Source organism: Pseudomonas sp. Irchel 3H9, from assembly GCF_900187495.1.
Taxonomy (GTDB): Bacteria; Pseudomonadota; Gammaproteobacteria; order Pseudomonadales; family Pseudomonadaceae; genus Aquipseudomonas; species Aquipseudomonas sivasensis.
In genome coordinates this window covers 640,627-658,759 of the sequence record NZ_FYDK01000001.1, presented here as the reverse complement: position 1 = coordinate 658,759, position 18,133 = coordinate 640,627, and the positions used below count along the sequence as shown (strand labels likewise).

At 60.0% G+C, this 18,133-nt stretch carries 19 protein-coding genes; 10 read left to right on the top strand and 9 right to left on the bottom strand.

The window, feature by feature from the left end:
- The first annotated feature begins 199 nt into the window (after window positions 1-199).
- The 9 genes from CKW32_RS03155 to pdeM all read left to right on the top strand — a co-directional run bounded on the left by CKW32_RS03155 (window position 200) and on the right by pdeM (window position 10,426).
- A complete protein-coding gene (locus CKW32_RS03155) occupies window positions 200-1,204 on the top strand; it encodes a ligase-associated DNA damage response exonuclease (protein ID WP_095184020.1) in 1,005 nt (334 codons plus the stop codon).
- Window positions 1,201-2,835, top strand: a complete 1,635-nt coding sequence (locus tag CKW32_RS03150) for an ATP-dependent DNA ligase (protein WP_095184019.1) — start codon at window positions 1,201-1,203, stop codon at window positions 2,833-2,835. Before CKW32_RS03155 ends, CKW32_RS03150 begins: the two co-directional genes overlap by 4 nt.
- Before the next feature lie 229 nt (window positions 2,836-3,064).
- A complete protein-coding gene (locus tag CKW32_RS03145) occupies window positions 3,065-3,844 on the top strand; it encodes a transporter substrate-binding domain-containing protein (RefSeq protein WP_032891615.1) in 780 nt (259 codons plus the stop codon).
- A 57-nt stretch (window positions 3,845-3,901) separates the two neighbouring features.
- Window positions 3,902-4,630 (top strand): ABC transporter permease, encoded by a 729-nt coding sequence (locus tag CKW32_RS03140; protein WP_032891617.1) that lies wholly within the window; start codon window positions 3,902-3,904, stop codon window positions 4,628-4,630.
- Window positions 4,627-5,337 (top strand): ABC transporter permease, encoded by a 711-nt coding sequence (locus tag CKW32_RS03135; RefSeq protein WP_032891620.1) that lies wholly within the window; start codon window positions 4,627-4,629, stop codon window positions 5,335-5,337. Before CKW32_RS03140 ends, CKW32_RS03135 begins: the two co-directional genes overlap by 4 nt.
- A gap of 9 nt (window positions 5,338-5,346) precedes the next feature.
- Window positions 5,347-6,465, top strand: a complete 1,119-nt coding sequence (locus CKW32_RS03130; RefSeq protein WP_032891623.1) for a succinylglutamate desuccinylase/aspartoacylase family protein — start codon at window positions 5,347-5,349, stop codon at window positions 6,463-6,465.
- Window positions 6,466-6,478: 13 nt separating this feature from the next.
- A complete protein-coding gene (locus CKW32_RS03125) occupies window positions 6,479-7,243 on the top strand; it encodes an ABC transporter ATP-binding protein (protein WP_095184018.1) in 765 nt (254 codons plus the stop codon).
- A 58-nt stretch (window positions 7,244-7,301) separates the two neighbouring features.
- Window positions 7,302-9,776, top strand: coding sequence for a ligase-associated DNA damage response DEXH box helicase (locus CKW32_RS03120; RefSeq protein ID WP_095184017.1), 2,475 nt, complete (start codon window positions 7,302-7,304; stop codon window positions 9,774-9,776).
- The gene (pdeM, locus tag CKW32_RS03115; protein ID WP_095184016.1) at window positions 9,773-10,426 is read left to right on the top strand and encodes a ligase-associated DNA damage response endonuclease PdeM; all 654 of its coding nucleotides are present in this window, start codon (window positions 9,773-9,775) and stop codon (window positions 10,424-10,426) included. The genes CKW32_RS03120 and pdeM overlap by 4 nt, the downstream gene beginning before the upstream one ends.
- Window positions 10,427-10,449: 23 nt before the next feature.
- On the opposite strand, the gene CKW32_RS03110 is transcribed toward pdeM, so the two are convergent.
- Together CKW32_RS03110 and dcd are read right to left on the bottom strand one after the other, a co-directional pair.
- Complete coding sequence (locus tag CKW32_RS03110; protein WP_010212420.1) at window positions 10,450-10,647, bottom strand: hypothetical protein; 198 nt, start codon at window positions 10,645-10,647, stop codon at window positions 10,450-10,452.
- A 107-nt stretch (window positions 10,648-10,754) separates the two neighbouring features.
- Entirely contained in the window at window positions 10,755-11,321 is a 567-nt protein-coding gene (gene dcd, locus CKW32_RS03105; protein WP_003172320.1) for a dCTP deaminase, read from the bottom strand.
- A 388-nt stretch (window positions 11,322-11,709) separates the two neighbouring features.
- Here dcd and CKW32_RS03100 point away from each other — a divergent pair, with 388 nt between their 5' ends.
- Complete coding sequence (locus CKW32_RS03100) at window positions 11,710-11,919, top strand: cold-shock protein (RefSeq protein WP_002554837.1); 210 nt, start codon at window positions 11,710-11,712, stop codon at window positions 11,917-11,919.
- Window positions 11,920-12,130: 211 nt separating this feature from the next.
- Here the strand turns inward: CKW32_RS03100 and rpoS are convergent, their stop codons facing one another.
- The 7 genes from rpoS to fghA form a co-directional block, all read right to left on the bottom strand.
- Window positions 12,131-13,135, bottom strand: a complete 1,005-nt coding sequence (rpoS, locus tag CKW32_RS03095) for an RNA polymerase sigma factor RpoS (RefSeq protein WP_032891629.1) — start codon at window positions 13,133-13,135, stop codon at window positions 12,131-12,133.
- Between the two features lie 105 nt (window positions 13,136-13,240).
- Complete coding sequence (locus CKW32_RS03090) at window positions 13,241-14,077, bottom strand: peptidoglycan DD-metalloendopeptidase family protein (RefSeq protein WP_032891630.1); 837 nt, start codon at window positions 14,075-14,077, stop codon at window positions 13,241-13,243.
- A 207-nt stretch (window positions 14,078-14,284) separates the two neighbouring features.
- On the bottom strand, window positions 14,285-14,920 hold the full coding sequence (locus CKW32_RS03085; protein WP_169899534.1) for a protein-L-isoaspartate(D-aspartate) O-methyltransferase: 636 nt from the start codon (window positions 14,918-14,920) through the stop codon (window positions 14,285-14,287).
- 41 nt (window positions 14,921-14,961) lie between these two features.
- Window positions 14,962-15,711 carry a 5'/3'-nucleotidase SurE gene (gene surE, locus CKW32_RS03080; protein WP_032891631.1) on the bottom strand — a complete coding sequence of 250 codons (750 nt, stop codon included), beginning with the start codon at window positions 15,709-15,711 and terminating at the stop codon, window positions 14,962-14,964.
- A complete protein-coding gene (gene truD / locus CKW32_RS03075; protein ID WP_095184015.1) occupies window positions 15,699-16,757 on the bottom strand; it encodes a tRNA pseudouridine(13) synthase TruD in 1,059 nt (352 codons plus the stop codon). The genes surE and truD overlap by 13 nt, the downstream gene beginning before the upstream one ends.
- A complete protein-coding gene (gene ispF / locus CKW32_RS03070; protein WP_032891633.1) occupies window positions 16,754-17,227 on the bottom strand; it encodes a 2-C-methyl-D-erythritol 2,4-cyclodiphosphate synthase in 474 nt (157 codons plus the stop codon). The genes truD and ispF overlap by 4 nt, the downstream gene beginning before the upstream one ends.
- Window positions 17,228-17,281: 54 nt before the next feature.
- Window positions 17,282-18,127, bottom strand: coding sequence for an S-formylglutathione hydrolase (gene fghA / locus CKW32_RS03065; protein ID WP_032891634.1), 846 nt, complete (start codon window positions 18,125-18,127; stop codon window positions 17,282-17,284).
- Window positions 18,128-18,133 lie beyond the last annotated feature (6 nt).

Here is an 18,133-nt window from a genome sequence, read left to right as displayed (position 1 = left end):
CGGCTTTCTCCTGAAGAAACCGGGTCAAAATGTGGGAGGGTGCTTGCTCCCGATAGCAGTGGGTCAGCCAATACAAATTTGACTGATCCACCGCCATCGGGAGCAAGCACCCTCCCACATTTGGCTCTCTGCATTTAGATAGAACTTCTCCAGGTTCATTCTCCTCCTACTGATAAGCCCATCGCCCACGGCACACCCCATGGACCTTGTCATCGCCCGCCCTGAAGGTCTCTACTGCCCCGCCGGTGATTTCTACATCGACCCTTGGCGCCCGGTAGAACGCTCCGTCATCACCCACGCCCACGGCGACCACGCCCGCACCGGCAACCAGCATTACCTGGCCGCCGCGCCCGGCGAAGGCATCCTGCGCTCGCGCCTGGGACAGGACATCAACCTTCAAACCCTGGCTTACGGCGAGAAACTGCAGCATCACGGCGTGACGTTGAGTTTCCATCCGGCCGGGCATGTGCTCGGCTCAGCCCAGGTGCGCCTGGAATACCAAGGTGAAGTCTGGGTGGCGTCTGGCGATTACAAAGTCGAGCCTGATGGCACCTGCGCGCCCTTCGAACCGGTGCGTTGCCACACCTTTATCACCGAATCCACCTTTGGCCTGCCGATCTACCGGTGGCAGCCCCAGGCGCAGATTTTTGCCGGGATCAACGACTGGTGGCAGGCCAATATCGCCGCCGGCAAGGCCAGCGTGTTGTACTGCTACTCCTTCGGCAAAGCCCAGCGCATCCTGCATGGCATCGACGCCAGCATCGGCCCGATCCTCAGCCACGGCGCAGTCGAACCGCTGAACCGGGTGTACCGCGAGGCCGGCGTCTACATTCCCGAGACGCTCTACGCCGGTGACTTCACCAAGACCGACCCGCTGCTGCGCCAAGCCCTGATCATTGCCCCGCCCTCCGCCGGCGGCAGCAGTTGGATCAAGCGTTTCGGCGACTACAGCGACGCGTTCGCCAGCGGCTGGATGCGCCTGCGCGGCACACGGCGGCGGCGCGGTGTGGACCGAGGTTTTGTGCTCTCGGACCACGCCGACTGGCCCGGTTTGTTGTGGGCCATCGAACAAACCGGCGCGGGACGGGTGATGGTGACCCACGGCTCAGTCGGCGTATTGGTGCGCCACTTGCGGGAAAAAGGCCTGGACGCCCAGGGTTTCACCACCGAGTACGGTGACGATGAAGAAGAGGTCAGCGCATGAAGGCCTTCGCTGAGCTGTACGCCAACCTCGACGCCACCACTTCCAGTAACGCCAAGCTCGCGGCCCTGCAAGCCTACTTCCTGAAGGCGCCGCCTGAGGATGCGGCATGGGCAGTGTATTTCCTGTCCGGCGGACGCCCTCGACAACTGGTGCCGACGCGCCTGCTGCGGGACATGGCCACCGAAGCGTCCGGCATCGAGCCTTGGCTGTTCGAAGAGAGCTATCAGTCGGTGGGAGACCTGGCCGAAACGATTTCCCTGCTGCTGCCGGAATCAACCTACACCTCAGAAGACGGCCTCGCCGTGTGGCTGGAAGAAAAACTCCTGCCCTTGCGCGGCCTCTCACCTCAGGACCTGGCAGAGCGCCTGCCGGCGTTATGGGCACAACTGGACCAACCGAGCCTGATGGTGTGCATCAAATTGATCACCGGCAGCTTTCGTGTGGGCGTCTCCAAATTGCTGGTCACCCGCGCCCTTGCCGCCATGGCCGGGCTGGACAGCAAACGCGTGGCCCAGCGGCTGGTGGGCTACACCGATCTTTCCAACCGCCCGACACCCCAGGGCTACCTCAAACTGATCGCCGCAGAATCGTCCGACGAACATGCGCAACGCGGCGGTCAGCCGTATCCGTTTTTTCTTGCTCACGGGTTGTCGCAGCCGGTAGAGCAATTCGATGCATTGCTTGGCTCCCCAGCCGACTGGCAGGTGGAGTGGAAGTGGGACGGCATTCGAGCGCAACTGGTCAAGCGCGAGGGGCGCCTGTGGGTCTGGTCCAGGGGTGAAGAATTGGTGACTGACCGTTTTCCCGAACTTCACAGCCTGGTAAGTGGCCTGCCCGATGGCACGGTGATCGACGGCGAAATCGTGGTGTGGAAAGACTCAGTGCAACCCTTCGCTCTGTTGCAGCAGCGTATCGGTCGCAAGACCCTGAGCAAAAAAGTCCTTGAGGATGCGCCGGTGGCGGTGCTGGCCTACGACCTGCTGGAACATGCGGGCGACGACTGGCGCAACCACACCCAGGCCGAGCGCCGCGCACAGTTGGAACAGGTGATTGCTGTGTGCAACCAACCGGTATTGCAGCCCTCACCGCTGCTGACGGGTGCAACTTGGCAGGACCTTGCGCAGCAACGCGAAGCCTCCCGCAGCCTCGGCGTCGAGGGCATGATGCTCAAGAATCGCCAAGGCCTGTATGGCGTCGGCCGCACCAAGGACATGGGCCTGTGGTGGAAGTGGAAAGTCGACCCGTTCAGCGTCGACGCCGTGTTGATCTACGCCCAGCGCGGCCATGGCCGGCGCGCCAGCCTCTACAGCGACTACACCTTTGCCGTGTGGGACGGCCCGCCCGGCAGCGAGCGCAGCCTGGTGCCGTTTGCCAAAGCCTATTCCGGACTGACCGACGAGGAGATGCGCAAGGTCGACGCGATTGTGCGCAAGACTACGGTGGAGAAGTTCGGCCCGGTCAGCAGCGTCACGCCAAGTATGGTGTTCGAGTTGGGGTTTGAGGGGATCGCCCTGTCCAAGCGGCATAAAAGCGGGATTGCGGTGCGCTTTCCGCGGATGTTGCGGTGGCGCCAGGACAAGGCGGTAGAGGAAGCCGACAGCCTCGCCACTCTGCAAGATCTCCTGGCCTGACGTTACGCCCGCTCTCAGGTTTTAATTTCCGTATGACTCGTAATGGTGCACTCATTTTCCGATGCCCACTTTCGGGCATCTCCTACACTCAAGATTCCCTCTTCCCACCTTTTAAAACGATCATTCGGAACTATGGTGCAGAAATTGCTACTTGTGTTCCGTCTGACACCGTTCAGTAACAGTCCTAAACGCGCCACAAGCGCTTATCTTGGTTTCCAGGGATTACATAATGAAAAAAGCATTGCTGACCCTTTCTGCACTGGCTCTGTGCATGGCCGCCGGTACCGCGCTGGCCAAGGAATACAAGGAATTGCGTTTTGGTGTCGATCCGTCCTACGCGCCCTTCGAATCCAAAGCTGCTGACGGCAGCCTTGTGGGCTTCGATATCGATCTGGGCAATGCCATCTGTGCCGAGCTGAAGGTCAAGTGCAAGTGGGTCGAAAGCGACTTCGACGGCATGATCCCAGGCCTGAAGGCTAACAAGTTCGACGGCGTGATCTCGTCCATGACCGTGACCCCGGTGCGTGAAAAGGCCATCGACTTCTCCAACGAGCTGTTCTCCGGCCCAACCTCGCTGGTGTTCAAGAAAGGCGCTGGCTTCTCGACACCTGAGTCGCTCAAAGGCAAGTCCGTGGGCTACGAGCAAGGCACCATCCAGGAAGCCTATGCCAAGGCTGTGCTGGACAAGGCCGGTGTGACCACCAAGGCCTACGCCAACCAGGACCAGGTTTATGCTGACCTGACTTCCGGCCGTCTCGACGCTTCCGTACAGGACATGCTGCAAGCCGAACTCGGTTTCCTGAAGTCGCCAGCCGGTGCCGGCTACGAAGTCAGCGCGGCTATTGACGACCCATTGCTGCCGTCGAAAACCGCAATCGGTATCAAAAAAGGTAACACTGAACTCAAGGCGCTTTTGGATAAAGGTATCAAAGCGTTACACGATGATGGCACCTACGCCACTATCCAGAAGAAACACTTTGGCGATCTGAACCTGTACAGCGGCAAATAATGCCCGGGGCGCCCCTCCAGTGGAGGGGCGCTTTTTTATCGCCATAGGTCCTGATTTATGTTCGAAGATCTGTTGCAAACCCTCGGGCTGAGCGCGTTCAGCTTGAAGGGTTTCGGCCCGCTGTTGCTGCAAGGCACCTGGATGACCCTCAAGTTGTCGGTGTTGTCCCTGGCCGTCAGCGTGTTGCTGGGCCTGCTCGGCGCCAGCGCCAAACTCTCCAGCCTGCCCTTCCTGCGCATTCCCGCCCAGCTCTACACCACGTTGATCCGTGGCGTACCCGACTTGGTGCTGATGCTGCTGATTTTCTACAGCCTGCAAACCTGGCTGACCGGCCTGACCGACTTTATGGAATGGGAATACATCGAGATCGACCCATTCAGCGCCGGGGTGATCACCCTGGGCTTTATCTACGGTGCCTACTTCACCGAGACCTTTCGCGGCGCGATCCTCGCCGTGCCACGTGGCCAGTTGGAAGCCGCCACTGCCTATGGGCTCAAGCGCGGGCAACGCTTTCGCTACGTGACCTTCCCGCAGATGATGCGCTTCGCCCTGCCGGGCATCGGCAATAACTGGATGGTGATGCTCAAGGCCACCGCACTGGTATCGATCATCGGCTTGGCGGACTTGGTCAAGGCGGCCCAGGACGCGGGTAAAAGCACTTATCAGTTGTTTTATTTCCTGGTGCTGGCCGCGCTGATCTACCTGGTGATCACCAGCGTCTCCAACTTTGTCTTGCGCCGTCTTGAACGTCGCTACTCCGCAGGCTCCCGGGAGGCGGTGCGATGATCGAACTCTTGCAGGAATACTGGCGCCCGTTCCTTTACAGCGACGGCCAACACATTACTGGCCTGGCCATGACCATGTGGTTGCTCAGCGCCGCACTGGTGATCGGCTTTCTGGTGTCGATCCCGCTGTCCATCGCCCGCGTGTCGCGCAACCCGCTGGTACGCTGGCCGGTGCAGTTCTACACCTACCTGTTTCGTGGCACACCGCTCTATATCCAGTTGCTGATCTGCTACACCGGCATCTACAGCATCGCCGCCGTGCGCGAACAACCGGTACTGGATGCGTTCTTTCGCGATGCAATGAACTGCACGATCCTGGCCTTCGCCCTTAACACCTGCGCCTACACCACGGAGATTTTCGCCGGGTCCATCCGCAGCATGGCCCACGGCGAAGTCGAGGCGGCCAAGGCCTACGGGCTCAGCGGCTGGAAGCTGTACGCCTATGTGATCATGCCGTCCGCACTGCGCCGTTCGCTGCCGTACTACAGCAACGAAGTGATCCTGATGCTGCATTCGACCACCGTGGCGTTTACCGCGACGATTCCGGACATCCTCAAAGTGGCGCGAGATGCCAACTCGGCGACCTTCATGACCTTTCAATCGTTCGGCATTGCCGCGCTGATCTACCTCGCCGTGACCTTTGCCCTGGTCGGCCTGTTTCGGCTGGCGGAACGTCGCTGGCTGGCCTTTCTCGGGCCGAGCCATTAAGGAGCCTTCATGCGTCATCAGCTACATGAACTGATTGCGCCGGTGCCAGGCACGGCGCGGCAAATCCACAGTTTCCACTTCGGCCCGCAGCAGGCCGCAGGCAAGGTTTACATCCAGTCGTCGCTGCATGCCGATGAGCTGCCCGGCATGCTGGTGGCCTGGCACTTGAAGATGCGCCTCGCCGAATTGGCGGCGGCTGGGCGGCTGTTGAGCGAGATCGTATTGGTGCCCATCGCCAACCCGGTGGGCCTGGAACAGGTGTTGATGGACATCCCCCTGGGCCGCTACGAGTTGGAGAGCGGGCAGAACTTCAATCGCCTGTTTGTCGACCTCAGTGATGAGGTGGGCAACCAGGTCGAGGCGCTGCTCGGAGATGATCCGCAACACAATGTCGAACTGATTCGCGCCGCATTGAGCACCGCCTTGGCCGGGCAAACCGCCGCAACCCAGTTGCAGTCTCAACGACTGGTACTGCAGCGCCTGGCCTGCGACGCCGACATGGTGCTGGATCTGCATTGCGACTTCGAAGCCGTTGCGCACCTGTACACCACACCAGAGGCCTGGCCGCGGGTGGAGCCGTTGGCGCGCTATATAGGCTCGGAAGCCAACTTGCTGGCCACCGACTCCGGCGGGCAGTCTTTCGATGAGTGCTTCACCCTGGTCTGGTGGCAGTTGCAGCAACGTTTTGCCGGGCGCTTTCCGATTCCCATGGGCAGCTTTTCGGTGACCGTCGAACTGCGCGGGCAGGGCGACGTCAACCACGGCCTGGCCAGCCTCGATTGCCAGGCGATCATCGATTACCTGATTCACTTCGGCGCAATTGCCGGCGACCCGGCACCGCTGCCCGACCTGCCCTACCCCGCCACGCCCCTGGCAGGCGTCGAACCCGTGGCGACGCCGGTCGGCGGCCTGTTGGTGTTCAGCGCCCTGCCCGGTGAATACCTGGAAGCCGGGCAACTGATCGCTGAAATCATCGACCCCATTACCGACCGCGTAACGCCCGTGCACTGCCACAACGCAGGCCTGCTTTACGCCCGTTCGCTACGCCGCATGGCCACTGCGGGGATGGTCATCGGCCATGTCGCAGGCTCAGAGGCCTACCGCAGCGGCTATCTACTTTCGCCTTGAGGATGCACGCCCCATGTACAAATTGACCGTTGAAGGCCTGCATAAAAGCTATGGCGACAATGAGGTGCTCAGAGGTGTCTCGCTCAAGGCCAAGACCGGAGATGTGATCAGCCTGATCGGCGCCAGCGGCTCGGGCAAAAGCACCTTTTTGCGCTGCATCAATTTCCTGGAAACCCCCAACGACGGCGCCATGACCCTCGACGGCAAACAGATCCGCATGGTCAACGACCGCCACGGCATGCGCGTAGCCGACGACGCCGAATTGCAGCGCCTGCGAACGCGGCTGGCGATGGTCTTCCAGCACTTCAACCTGTGGAGCCATATGAGCGTGCTGGAAAACATCACCATGGCCCCGCGCCGGGTATTGGGTTGCAGCAAGAAAGACGCCGAAGACCGTGCTCGCCGCTATCTGGACAAGGTTGGCCTGCCGGCACGGGTGGCCAACCAGTACCCGGCGTTTCTCTCCGGTGGTCAGCAGCAACGCGTGGCGATCGCCCGCGCGTTGGCCATGGAGCCGGAAGTGATGCTGTTCGACGAACCCACCTCAGCCCTGGACCCGGAACTGGTGGGTGAAGTGTTGAAGGTGATCCAGGGGCTGGCTGAGGAAGGCCGCACCATGATCATGGTCACCCATGAGATGAGCTTTGCGCGCAAGGTGTCGAACCAAGTGCTGTTCCTGCACAAGGGCATGGTCGAAGAGCAAGGCGCGCCTGAGGATGTGTTGGGCAACCCGAAGAGCGAGCGCTTGCAGCAGTTCCTGAGTGGCAATCTGAAGTAAACCTTTGCGGTGCCGGGAGGGTCTGTGGGAATAGACCCTCCAGAGCGTCAGGCACCGCATGGCAAAACCCCACGACTTCGCCAAGACATGGTTCGCCGCCAAGGGCTGGAAGCCGTTCGACTTCCAGAAAGCGGTTTGGACGGCGGTCAAAGATGGCCAGTCCGGGCTGCTGCACGCCAGCACCGGCGCCGGTAAAACCTATGCGCTGTGGTTTGCCGCCCTCAATCGCTTCGCCAACATCCGCCCGCCTGCTACGGGCAAACGCAAACCGCCTGCCGAGCCCCTCACCGTCCTGTGGATCACGCCGATGCGTGCGCTGGCCGCCGACACGGCTCGCGCCCTTGAAGCGCCGCTGGCGACCTTGCAGATTCCCTGGAGTGTCGGCCTGCGCACGGGCGATACCAGCAGCAGCGAGCGCGCCCGGCAAACCCGCCGCCAACCCACCGCTCTGATCACCACCCCGGAAAGCCTGACGCTGATGCTCGCCCGCGCCGACAGCGAGTCGAGCCTGGCGCACCTGCGCATGGTGGTGGTGGATGAATGGCATGAGCTGATCGGTAACAAGCGCGGCGTGCAGTTGCAATTGGCGTTGGCGAGGCTGCGGCGCTGGCATCCCGACCTGATGGTGTGGGGCATTTCGGCGACCCTGGGTAATCAGGCCCACGCGCTTGAGGTTTTGGTCCCACAAGGCGGTGCAATCAATGTGCAGGGGCAAACGGCCAAATCCCTAAAAGTCGACACCTTGTTGCCGCTGGTTACCGAGCGTTTTCCCTGGGCCGGGCATATCGGTTTGAAGATGTTGCCGCAGGTGGTCGCCGAGGTGGAGGCCAGCAGCAGTTGCCTGGTGTTTACCAACACGCGGGCGCAGTCGGAAATCTGGTACCAGGCCTTACTGGAGGCGCGGCCCGATTGGGCTGGATTGATTGCCCTGCACCACGGCTCGCTGTCCCGGGAAACCCGCGATTGGGTAGAGCGCGCCTTAAAAGACGGCCAGCTTAAAGCGGTGGTGTGCACTTCCAGCCTGGACCTTGGGGTGGATTTTTTACCGGTGGAGCGGGTACTGCAGATCGGTTCGGCCAAAGGTATCGCCCGCCTGATGCAACGCGCCGGGCGCTCCGGCCACGCGCCGGGGCGACCGTCGAGGGTGACGCTGGTGCCGACCCACAGCCTGGAGCTGGTTGAGGCTGCGGCAGCCCAGGATGCAATTGCAGCGCGGCGCATCGAAGCACGCGAATCGCCCTACAAACCGTTGGATGTACTCGTACAACATTTGGTGAGCATGGCCCTGGGCGGTGGCTTTACACCGGATGCCTTGCTGGCGGAAGTGCGCGGCGCCTGGGCGTATCGCGACCTTACGGATGCGGACTGGGCCTGGGCGCTGGGATTTGTGCGCCATGGCGGCTTGTCGCTCACCGCTTATCCGGATTACCGCCGTGTGGAGCCCGACGAGCATGGCATCTGGCGCGTCCCCGACGCTCGGTTGGCGCGGCGCCATCGCATGAGCGTAGGCACCATTGTCAGCGACGCGAGTATCCAGCTGAAGTTCTGGAGCAAAGGCGGCGGCGGCAAGAATCTGGGCAGTGTTGAGGAAGGTTTTATCGCACGGTTAAAGCCCGGCGATGGTTTTCTGTTCGCCGGACGTCTGCTGGAGCTGGTGCGGGTAGAAAACATGACCGCTTACGTACGCCGCAGTACCGCAAAAAAGGCAGCCGTACCGCGCTGGAATGGCGGGCGTATGCCGCTTTCCAATGAACTGGCCCAGGCCGTGGTGGAGCGCTTTGACGCTGCGGCCCATGGGCGTTTCGAAGGCCCCGAGATGCGGGCGGTGCAACCGTTGTTGCAGACGCAGTTGCGCTGGTCCGGCCTGCCGACACGGGAACACTTGTTGGCCGAAGTGTTGAAGTCCCGGGAGGGGTGGCATCTGTTTCTGTACCCGTTCGCCGGGCGTCAGGTGCATTTGGGGCTGGCGAGTTTGCTCGCCTGGCGGGTCAGCCAAGGGCAGGCGGTGACCTTCTCCATTGCCGTCAATGACTATGGTCTGGAGCTACTGAGCGCCACGCCGTTGGATTGGACAGTGTTGCTAAACGAGACCCTGCTCAGCCCGGCGAATTTGCTGACGGATGTAGCCGCAAGCCTGAATGCCGGGGAACTGGCGCTGCGGCGCTTTCGTGAAATCGCCCGTATCGCCGGGCTGGTGTTTGCCGGTTACCCCGGTGCGCCGAAAAGTACGCGGCAGGTGCAGGCCTCCAGTGGATTGTTCTTTGAAGTGTTCAAGCAATATGACCCGCAAAACCTGTTGCTGGCCCAAGCAGGGGAAGAAGTCCTGCGTGACGAGTTGGATATTCGCCGACTCGAAGAGACCTTGCTTCGGTTATCGGCGCTGAAAATGGATGTGTATGTGATCGAACGTCCAACGCCCCTGGCGTTCCCGCTGCTGGTGGAGCGGATGCGCGAAAGCATGAGTTCGGAAAAACTTTCAGAGCGCATTGCGCGGATGGTCAAAGACTTGGAAAAAGTTGCGGAGAAACGATGACGCATTACTCGGTGACGCTTGGGGGCGAAGAGCTGTGGTTGCTGGCGGACAAAGCGGTTTACTGGCCTGCGCGCCAGTGCCTGTTGATTGCCGATGCGCACTTTGGCAAGGCATCGGCCTATCGAAGCCTGGGGCAACCGGTGCCACAAGGCACGACCTCCGACAATCTGCAACGATTGGACCGCGTGTTAAGCGCCCTGCCGTGCGCGCAGGTGATCTTTCTCGGCGACTTTCTGCATGGTCCAGGCTCCCACGCCAGCGGCACGCTGAGCGCACTGAGGAGCTGGCGAGCGCGCCACAGCGACCTGGCGATGACCTTAATCCGCGGCAATCACGATAAACGCGCGGGTGACCCGCCTGCCGACTTGAGGATCGAAGTGGTTCCTGAACCCCTGCTGATGGGCCCATTCGCCCTGCAACACGAACCGGACGCCCATGCCAGCCACCTTGTGTTGGCGGGGCATGTGCACCCGGTGTATCGCTTGCGCGGCAAGGGCCGGCAGAGCCTACGCCTACCGTGCTTCCTGCTGAGCTCGAGCGTCAGCCTGTTGCCGGCGTTTGGCGCGTTTACGGGCGGATATACCGTGGAGCAAGACAATGATCACCAAATCTTTGTGATTGGCGAACATCAGGTCTGGCCAGTTGGCTGAAACACCGACTGGCCTGGCTGGTATCAAGCGACAGGTGCGGGTGGCGGCTCGTCCGGAAGAGTCGGCTCGCCGGGTTCGGTGGGCTGCGGGTAATCCGGCTCGGGTTGGCCAGGGATGCCGCCCGCGTAAGCGGGATCGGCCATCAGGGACCAGGCCAGAACACCAATCTGGTTGGGTTCAAGCCGGGCAAGTTCTGCGCTGATTCGCGGGTCGATCTTCATAAGGTACTCCTCAAGCGTGGCCCGACGCGTTTTGCACGCGCCGAGGCAGTACACCCAATAGAGTCAGTTTCTTCGGACTAATTCCCTTTACGCGTAGGACCTTTCGATCAAGCGCGTGGCAAGGTGACGCCGCGCTGGCCTTGGTACTTGCCTGCGCGGTCTTTGTAGGACACTTCACAGGCCTCATCAGACTGCAGGAACAGCATCTGCGCTACGCCTTCGTTGGCGTAGATCTTGGCCGGCAGCGTGGTGGTGTTGGAGAACTCCAGGGTCACGTGACCTTCCCACTCAGGCTCAAGCGGCGTCACGTTGACGATAATGCCGCAACGCGCGTAGGTGCTTTTACCCAGGCAGATGGTCAGTACGTCACGCGGAATACGGAAGAACTCCACGGTGCGCGCCAGGGCGAAGGAGTTTGGCGGAATGATGCACACGTCGCTCTTGACGTCGACGAAACTCTTTTCGTCGAAGTTCTTCGGATCGACGATTGCCGAGTTGATGTTGGTGAACACCTTGAACTCATCGGCGCAACGTACATCGTAGCCGTAGCTGGAAACGCCGTACGAAATCACTCGGTCATCGCCTTCACCACGAATCTGGCGCTCGACGAACGGTTCGATCATGCCGTGCTCTTGCGCCATGCGGCGAATCCACTTGTCCGATTTGATGCTCATGGCGGGTGTCCTGAATAGCGAGGTGGAAAAATTCTGTGTGGCATCTTACCGGGGCCGGCGTTGGGGTTCAAAGGCCATGGGGCTTTTCTTAATCAATACCCCGCCGCTTATAAGGCGCAACCAACGGGGCCGGGGCCAAACCGCCGGATCAGGGGTCTGTAAATACCACCGCCAGTCACGAAAATAGAGAAACCTTCGGAAATACCATTGGCACGTTCCGGAAAAAGGGTTAAGGTGGCGCCACTGTGCTGCTTGTGTCACTGAGAATCTCTACACGATATGTTGAATTTCGATCCAACCATCTCCAAGAATTTTTCCTGCTCTTTGCACTCAGTCTCGGCCAGGGCTTTTCCTGAGTCGCAGTTAACTTTGTCCAAGGAGATACACCATGTCTAATCGCCAAACTGGTACCGTTAAGTGGTTCAACGATGAAAAAGGCTTCGGCTTCATCACTCCACAATCCGGTGACGACCTGTTCGTTCACTTCAAAGCTATCCAATCCGACGGCTTCAAAAGTCTGAAAGAAGGCCAACAGGTTTCTTTCATCGCTACCCGCGGTCAGAAAGGCATGCAAGCTGAAGAAGTTCAAGTTATCTAACTTGTACTGACTTAGTCGAAAAGACCCCGCCCTTAAAAGCGGGGTTTTTTTATGCCTGGGATTTGGTATTCGCACCAACTTTATGCCCGGCACAAAAAATGTGGGAGGGGGCTTGCCCCCGATGGCGGCGTAGCAGTCGATACTTGCATTGACTGACACACCGCTATCGGGGGCAAGCCCCCTCCCACATTCAAGCATTCAAGCCGTGTCGTTATTGAAACAACGACTCACTCGACAAGCCATTCTTCTCCAGGATCTCGCGCAAGCGCTTAAGCCCTTCCACCTGGATCTGCCGCACCCGCTCACGAGTCAGGCCGATCTCCAGGCCTACGTCCTCCAGGGTGCTGCTCTCATGGCCGCGCAGGCCGAAGCGGCGAATCACCACCTCACGCTGCTTGTCCGTAAGCTCCGACAACCACTGGTCAATACTTTGGGACAGATCATCGTCCTGCAACAGCTCGCAGGGATCTGTAGGCCGATCATCCGTCAGGGTGTCCAACAGGGTTTTATCCGAATCCGGACCCAGCGAGACATCGACCGAAGACACACGCTCGTTAAGGCCCAGCATGCGCTTGACCTCCCCTACCGGTTTTTCCAGCAGGTTGGCGATTTCTTCGGGCGAGGGTTCATGATCGAGTTTTTGAGTGAGCTCACGCGCTGCCCGCAGGTAGACGTTGAGCTCCTTAACCACATGGATCGGCAACCGGATCGTGCGGGTTTGATTCATGATCGCCCGTTCGATGGTCTGGCGGATCCACCAGGTAGCATAGGTTGAAAAGCGGAAGCCCCGCTCTGGGTCAAACTTCTCCACCGCGCGAATCAAGCCCAGATTGCCCTCCTCGATGAGGTCCAACAAGGACAACCCACGATTGACGTAGCGTCGGGCGATTTTCACCACCAGGCGCAGGTTGCTTTCAATCATGCGCTTGCGCCCAGCCGGATCCCCCTTTTGCGACAACCGCGCAAAATGGACTTCTTCTTCGGGGGTAAGCAGGGGGGAAAAGCCGATTTCATTGAGATACAGCTGGGTCGCGTCGAGCGCCCGTGTGTAATCAATGTATTTATGCTGCTTTAAAGCGGTAGAGTTCTTGGATTTGGTACGAACTGAAGGTGTTGCAGGTCCCTCATTCGACATCGATTCCATAGCGATACCGGTCTCCATAAGGAGAACCTCATCGTCGATGTCAAACTCCGGCGCTTCTTTACTGAGAGCCATTGTTATAGTCCTTTGGTGAGTTCGACCTCAAGCTCAAGCGACGCCTTTATCCTTGGCAACGCTGGAGCCTGTTCCTTCTACGTGAGGGAACAGGCTGGCAACACATCAACGACGGGGTAAGAATTGCAGCGGATCTACAGGCTTCCCTTGACGGCGAATCTCAAAGTGCAGTTTCACCCGGTCTGTACCCGTTGAACCCATTTCGGCAATTGTCTGTCCGACTTTGACCTGCTGCCCCTCCCGAACCAACAGCCTGCGGTTATGACCGTAAGCACTGACGTAGGTATCGCTGTGTTTGATGATGACCAGCTCGCCGTAGCCCCGTAAACCACTCCCGGCGTACACCACCGTCCCATCAGACGCAGCTAAAACAGGCTGTCCCAAATCACCGGCGATATCAATGCCTTTATTCAAACTACCGTTTGAAGAGAATTTTCCAATTAATACTCCGTTTGAGGGCCATCCCCAGCCCGTCGGAGCAGGCCCGGCAGGCGGCAACGGCGCGGCTGTTGGCTTGCCTGAGGCCGCCGGGACAGCAGTGCCGGCAGGGCGTGTAATGATGGTGGTTTTGCTAGAAGACGACGGCGAAGATCCTGTGTTTGTCACAACCGTCGTAGGCGTGGAACCGGTGCGACCGTCAAAGCGAATCGTCTGACCCGGATGTATGGTGTAAGGCACAGGAATATTGTTACGAGCTGCTAGTGCCTTGTAATCCCACCCGTAACGGAAGGCGATTGAGAACATCGTGTCGCCCTTGCGCACCACATATTGCCCGGTGGTTACCGTGGGCTTTTGCGGTGCCGCACTATTACGGTCAACGACCCGTGCGCCGCTGCTTGGCGAGCTGGAACAGCCGACCAACAAGGAACCGAAGACAAGGCCAAGCACCAGTCGTTGAAAACTTGTTTTACCCATACGCTGCGCAAGACCTGTGAGACTCACCCGCCGCTCCCTTTGTGGTGGCTGAACATGAATGCCTGTATCAGGCTTGAAATATGTCGCAAGTATAACTGGGCACTGAAGTTTTACCGGCACGCGACTGAAACGAATCATTCAGCGTGTTGAATCACCGCACCTATCATGTTGACTTGATAGACCCCGCCGTAAGACAAATCCCCGTCCGCAGAATTCAGTAGCGTCGAAAATTCGTCAGGCCAGCGGTCCGTTGAGCAACGGAACAAAACGCACGGCGCCCAATACATGCCGGGAAAAACCGTCGTCCTCACGGACAATAAGCATCAATTGTTGCACTTCGCCGGAACCGACCGGGATGACCAGGCGCCCGCCTGGTGCCAATTGGTCGAGCAACGCTTGCGGAACATCGGTGGCCACGGCGGTGACGATAATGCCGTTGTACGGCGCCAGCGCCGGCCAGCCTTCCCAGCCATCGCCCCAGCGAAATACCACGTTGCGCAAGTTCAGCTCCACCAGGCGCTCCTTGGCACGGTCTTGCAGCACCTTGATGCGCTCCACCGAGAACACGCGCTCCACCAACTGCGACAGCACGGCGGTCTGGTAGCCGGAACCGGTGCCGATCTCCAGCACCTTGTCCAGCGGGCCCGCCGCCAGCAGCAGCTCGCTCATGCGCGCCACCATGTAGGGCTGGGAGATGGTCTGGTTATGGCCAATCGGCAACGCCGTATCTTCATAAGCGCGATGGGCCAGGGCTTCATCGACAAACAAATGACGAGGGGTGCGGCGGATCACTTCCAACACCTGAGCGTTGGACAACCCCTCTTCATAAAGGCGCTGGATCAAACGCTCACGGGTGCGCTGGGAGGTCATACCAATGCCACGACGCAGCAGGTCGTCTTGTTCACGAGCCATCAGCGCAATCCCTCCAGCCAGACTTCAAGACCACTGAAGGCATCGCTGAAGGTGCGGTCGAATTGCAACGGCGTAATCGACACATAACCCTGCATCACCGCGTGAAAGTCCGTGCCCTCGCCACCGTCTTCGGCATCGCCAGCTGCCGCTATCCAATAGCCTTCCTTGCCACGCGGGTCGACCACCTTCAACGGGGCCGCCGCACGGGCACGGTGGCCAAGACGTGTCAGCTTGATGCCGCGAATGTGATCGAGGGGCAAATTGGGAATATTGACGTTGAGCACCGTGCGCGGCGGCAGGTCCAGGGAGGCATGAGCCTCCACCAACTTGCGTGCGAAATAGGCGGCGGTGGGCAAATTGTCCAGTTGCCGCGAGGCAAACGAAAAAGCGAACGAGGTACGACCCAGAAAGCGCCCTTCAAGCGCTGCCGCCACGGTGCCGGAATACAGCACATCATCGCCCAGGTTGGCGCCGAGGTTGATGCCCGACACCACCAGGTCCGGCTCTTGATCCAACAGGCTGTTGATCGCCAGGTGCACGCAGTCGGTGGGCGTGCCGTTGACACTGATAAAGCCATTAGCCAGAACCTGCGGGTGCAGGGGACGGTCGAGCGTCAGCGAACTGCTGGCGCCGCTCTTGTCCTGGTCGGGGGCAACCACCACGCACTCGGCGTAATCTTCCAGCGCAGCATAGAGCGCAGCAAGACCGGGTGCGGTGGCACCGTCATCGTTTGATATCAGAATACGCATGGGCTGTCCGTCTGCCCCACCGGCACCAGATCAACGAGCTCGCGCACCAAGACAGTGGCGAAGCATCCGGCCGGTAGGACGAATTCCAATTGCAGAATGTCAGGCCCGGGATAATGCCACGTCAACCCGCCAATGGGCAGTCGCAGAATGCGACGTTCCTGGCTCATGCCGGCATTCACCAGCCAATCACGCAGGTCGGCTTCACCGGCGGCAACCGCCTGCTCCAACTCAAACGTGGCGCCCGTCGCCGGAGAATCACCCTCGCCCCACTGCGGGCCGGTGGGGTGCAGATCCAGGATCGCCAGACGCGGGTCGCTGCACTCAGCCTCACCCGCCGGAAAAAAACTGCGGCTGTCAGTAAACGCCAGCAGATCACCCACTTGCGCACGCTGCCAGGAACCGTCGGCGACGCGCGCCGCCAGTACTTTGTTGAAGAGGAAACTACGCGCCGTAGACAACAACCGCGAACGCACATTGCGCTGCTCCGGCAGGGCCTTGCGCGCCGCCCATCCACGGGCGTCGACAACGTTGCCACCGTCGTGGCCGAAACGCTGGGTGCCGAAATAGTTGGGAATGCCGTGCTGGGCAATCAGTTGCAGACGCGCGTCGATGGCGGCGGTATCACCCACCAGTTGGGTCAGGCGCAAGGTGAATCCATTGGACGCGTGCGCGCCGCGCTGCAGCTTGCGCTTGTGACGGGCAGTCTTGAGGATCTTGAGCGTGTCGTTTTCAGCAGCGCTCATATCCGGGTCGGCCTTGCCCGGCAGTTGCACGCTGAACCACTGGCGGGTCAGCGCCTGACGGTCCTTGAGACCGGCATAGCTGACGGTGCGCAACGGCACACCGGCGGCCTTGGCGATACGGCGCGCAGCTTCCTCGGTGTTGAGGCCACGTTTTTCCACCCACAGCCAAAGGTGCTCGCCCTCGCCGGTCAGCGGGATATCCAGCACTTCGTCCACCTGAAAATCTTCGGCAGTGGCCTTCAGGACGGCGCTGCCTAAGGCTTCGCCGTAGGCACGCGGGCCCAGCAGTTCCAGATCATTCATGCGCGCAGCAACAAGGCGACGGAGTGCACCGCAATGCCCTCTTCACGACCGGTAAACCCGAGCTTTTCGGTGGTGGTGGCTTTCACGTTCACTTGATCCAATTCAATTTGCAGGTCTGCGGCAATCAGTGCACGCATTGATTCGATATGGGGCGCCATCTTCGGCGCCTGGGCCACGATAGTGTTGTCGACGTTACCGACCTTCCAGCCCTTGGCGTGGATCAGGCTGACCACGTGGCGAAGCAATACACGGCTGTCAGCGCCCTTGAAGGTGGGGTCGGTGTCCGGAAAATGCTTGCCGATATCACCCAACGCCGCCGCGCCGAGCAAGGCATCGCTCAAGGCATGCAAGACAACGTCGCCGTCGGAATGAGCCAGCAACCCATGGTGGTGTGCAATGCGCACGCCGCCCAGGGTGATGAAATCGCCTTCAGCGAAACGGTGCACATCGTAGCCGTGGCCAATACGCATAAAAAAACGCCCCGATTTAATTCAGGGCGTGATTCTACCTACTTTTGCCTCACATTAACCGAGCAAAGCGCGGCCATGGTGTCGCAAATGGTCTTCGATGAAGCTGGCGATGAAGAAGTAGCTGTGGTCATAGCCGGGTTGCAGGCGCAGTTCCAGCGGATGCTTGGCCGCCTTGGCCGCTTGCTGCAAGGCCTCAGGCTTGAGCTGCACCGCGAGGAAATCATCGCGATCGCCCTGATCAACCAGCAAGGGCAGCTTTTCCGAGGCTTCGCTGATCAATACGCAGGCATCCCATTCACGCCACTTAGAGCGCTCTTCACCCAGGTAACGGGAGAAGGCTTTCTGGCCCCACGGGCAATCCATCGGGTTATTGATAGGCGAAAACGCCGACACCGACAGATAACGTCCGGGGTTGCGCAACGCACACACCAGTGCGCCGTGTCCGCCCATGGAGTGGCCGCTGATACCACGCTTGTCCGAAGCGGGGAAATGCGCTTCAACCAAAGCAGGCAATTCCTGCACCACATAGTCATGCATCCGATAATGCTTGGCCCATGGTTCCTGGGTGGCATTCAGGTAAAAGCCAGCGCCCAGGCCAAAGTCCCAGGCGTTATCCGGATCACCCGGGACACCGGGACCGCGAGGGCTGGTATCCGGCGCCACGATGATCAGCCCCAGCTCGGCGGCCATGCGTTGCGCGCCGGCCTTCTGCATGAAGTTCTCATCGGTGCAGGTCAACCCGGAGAGCCAATACAACACCGGCAGCTTGCCGCCCTGCTCCGCTTGCGGCGGCAGGTAAACGGCGAAGGTCATGTCGCAATCGAGCACATCGGAATGATGTTTGTAGCGTTTATGCCAGCCGCCGAAGCTCTTCTGACAGGACAGGTTTTCCAGACTCATGGGAGA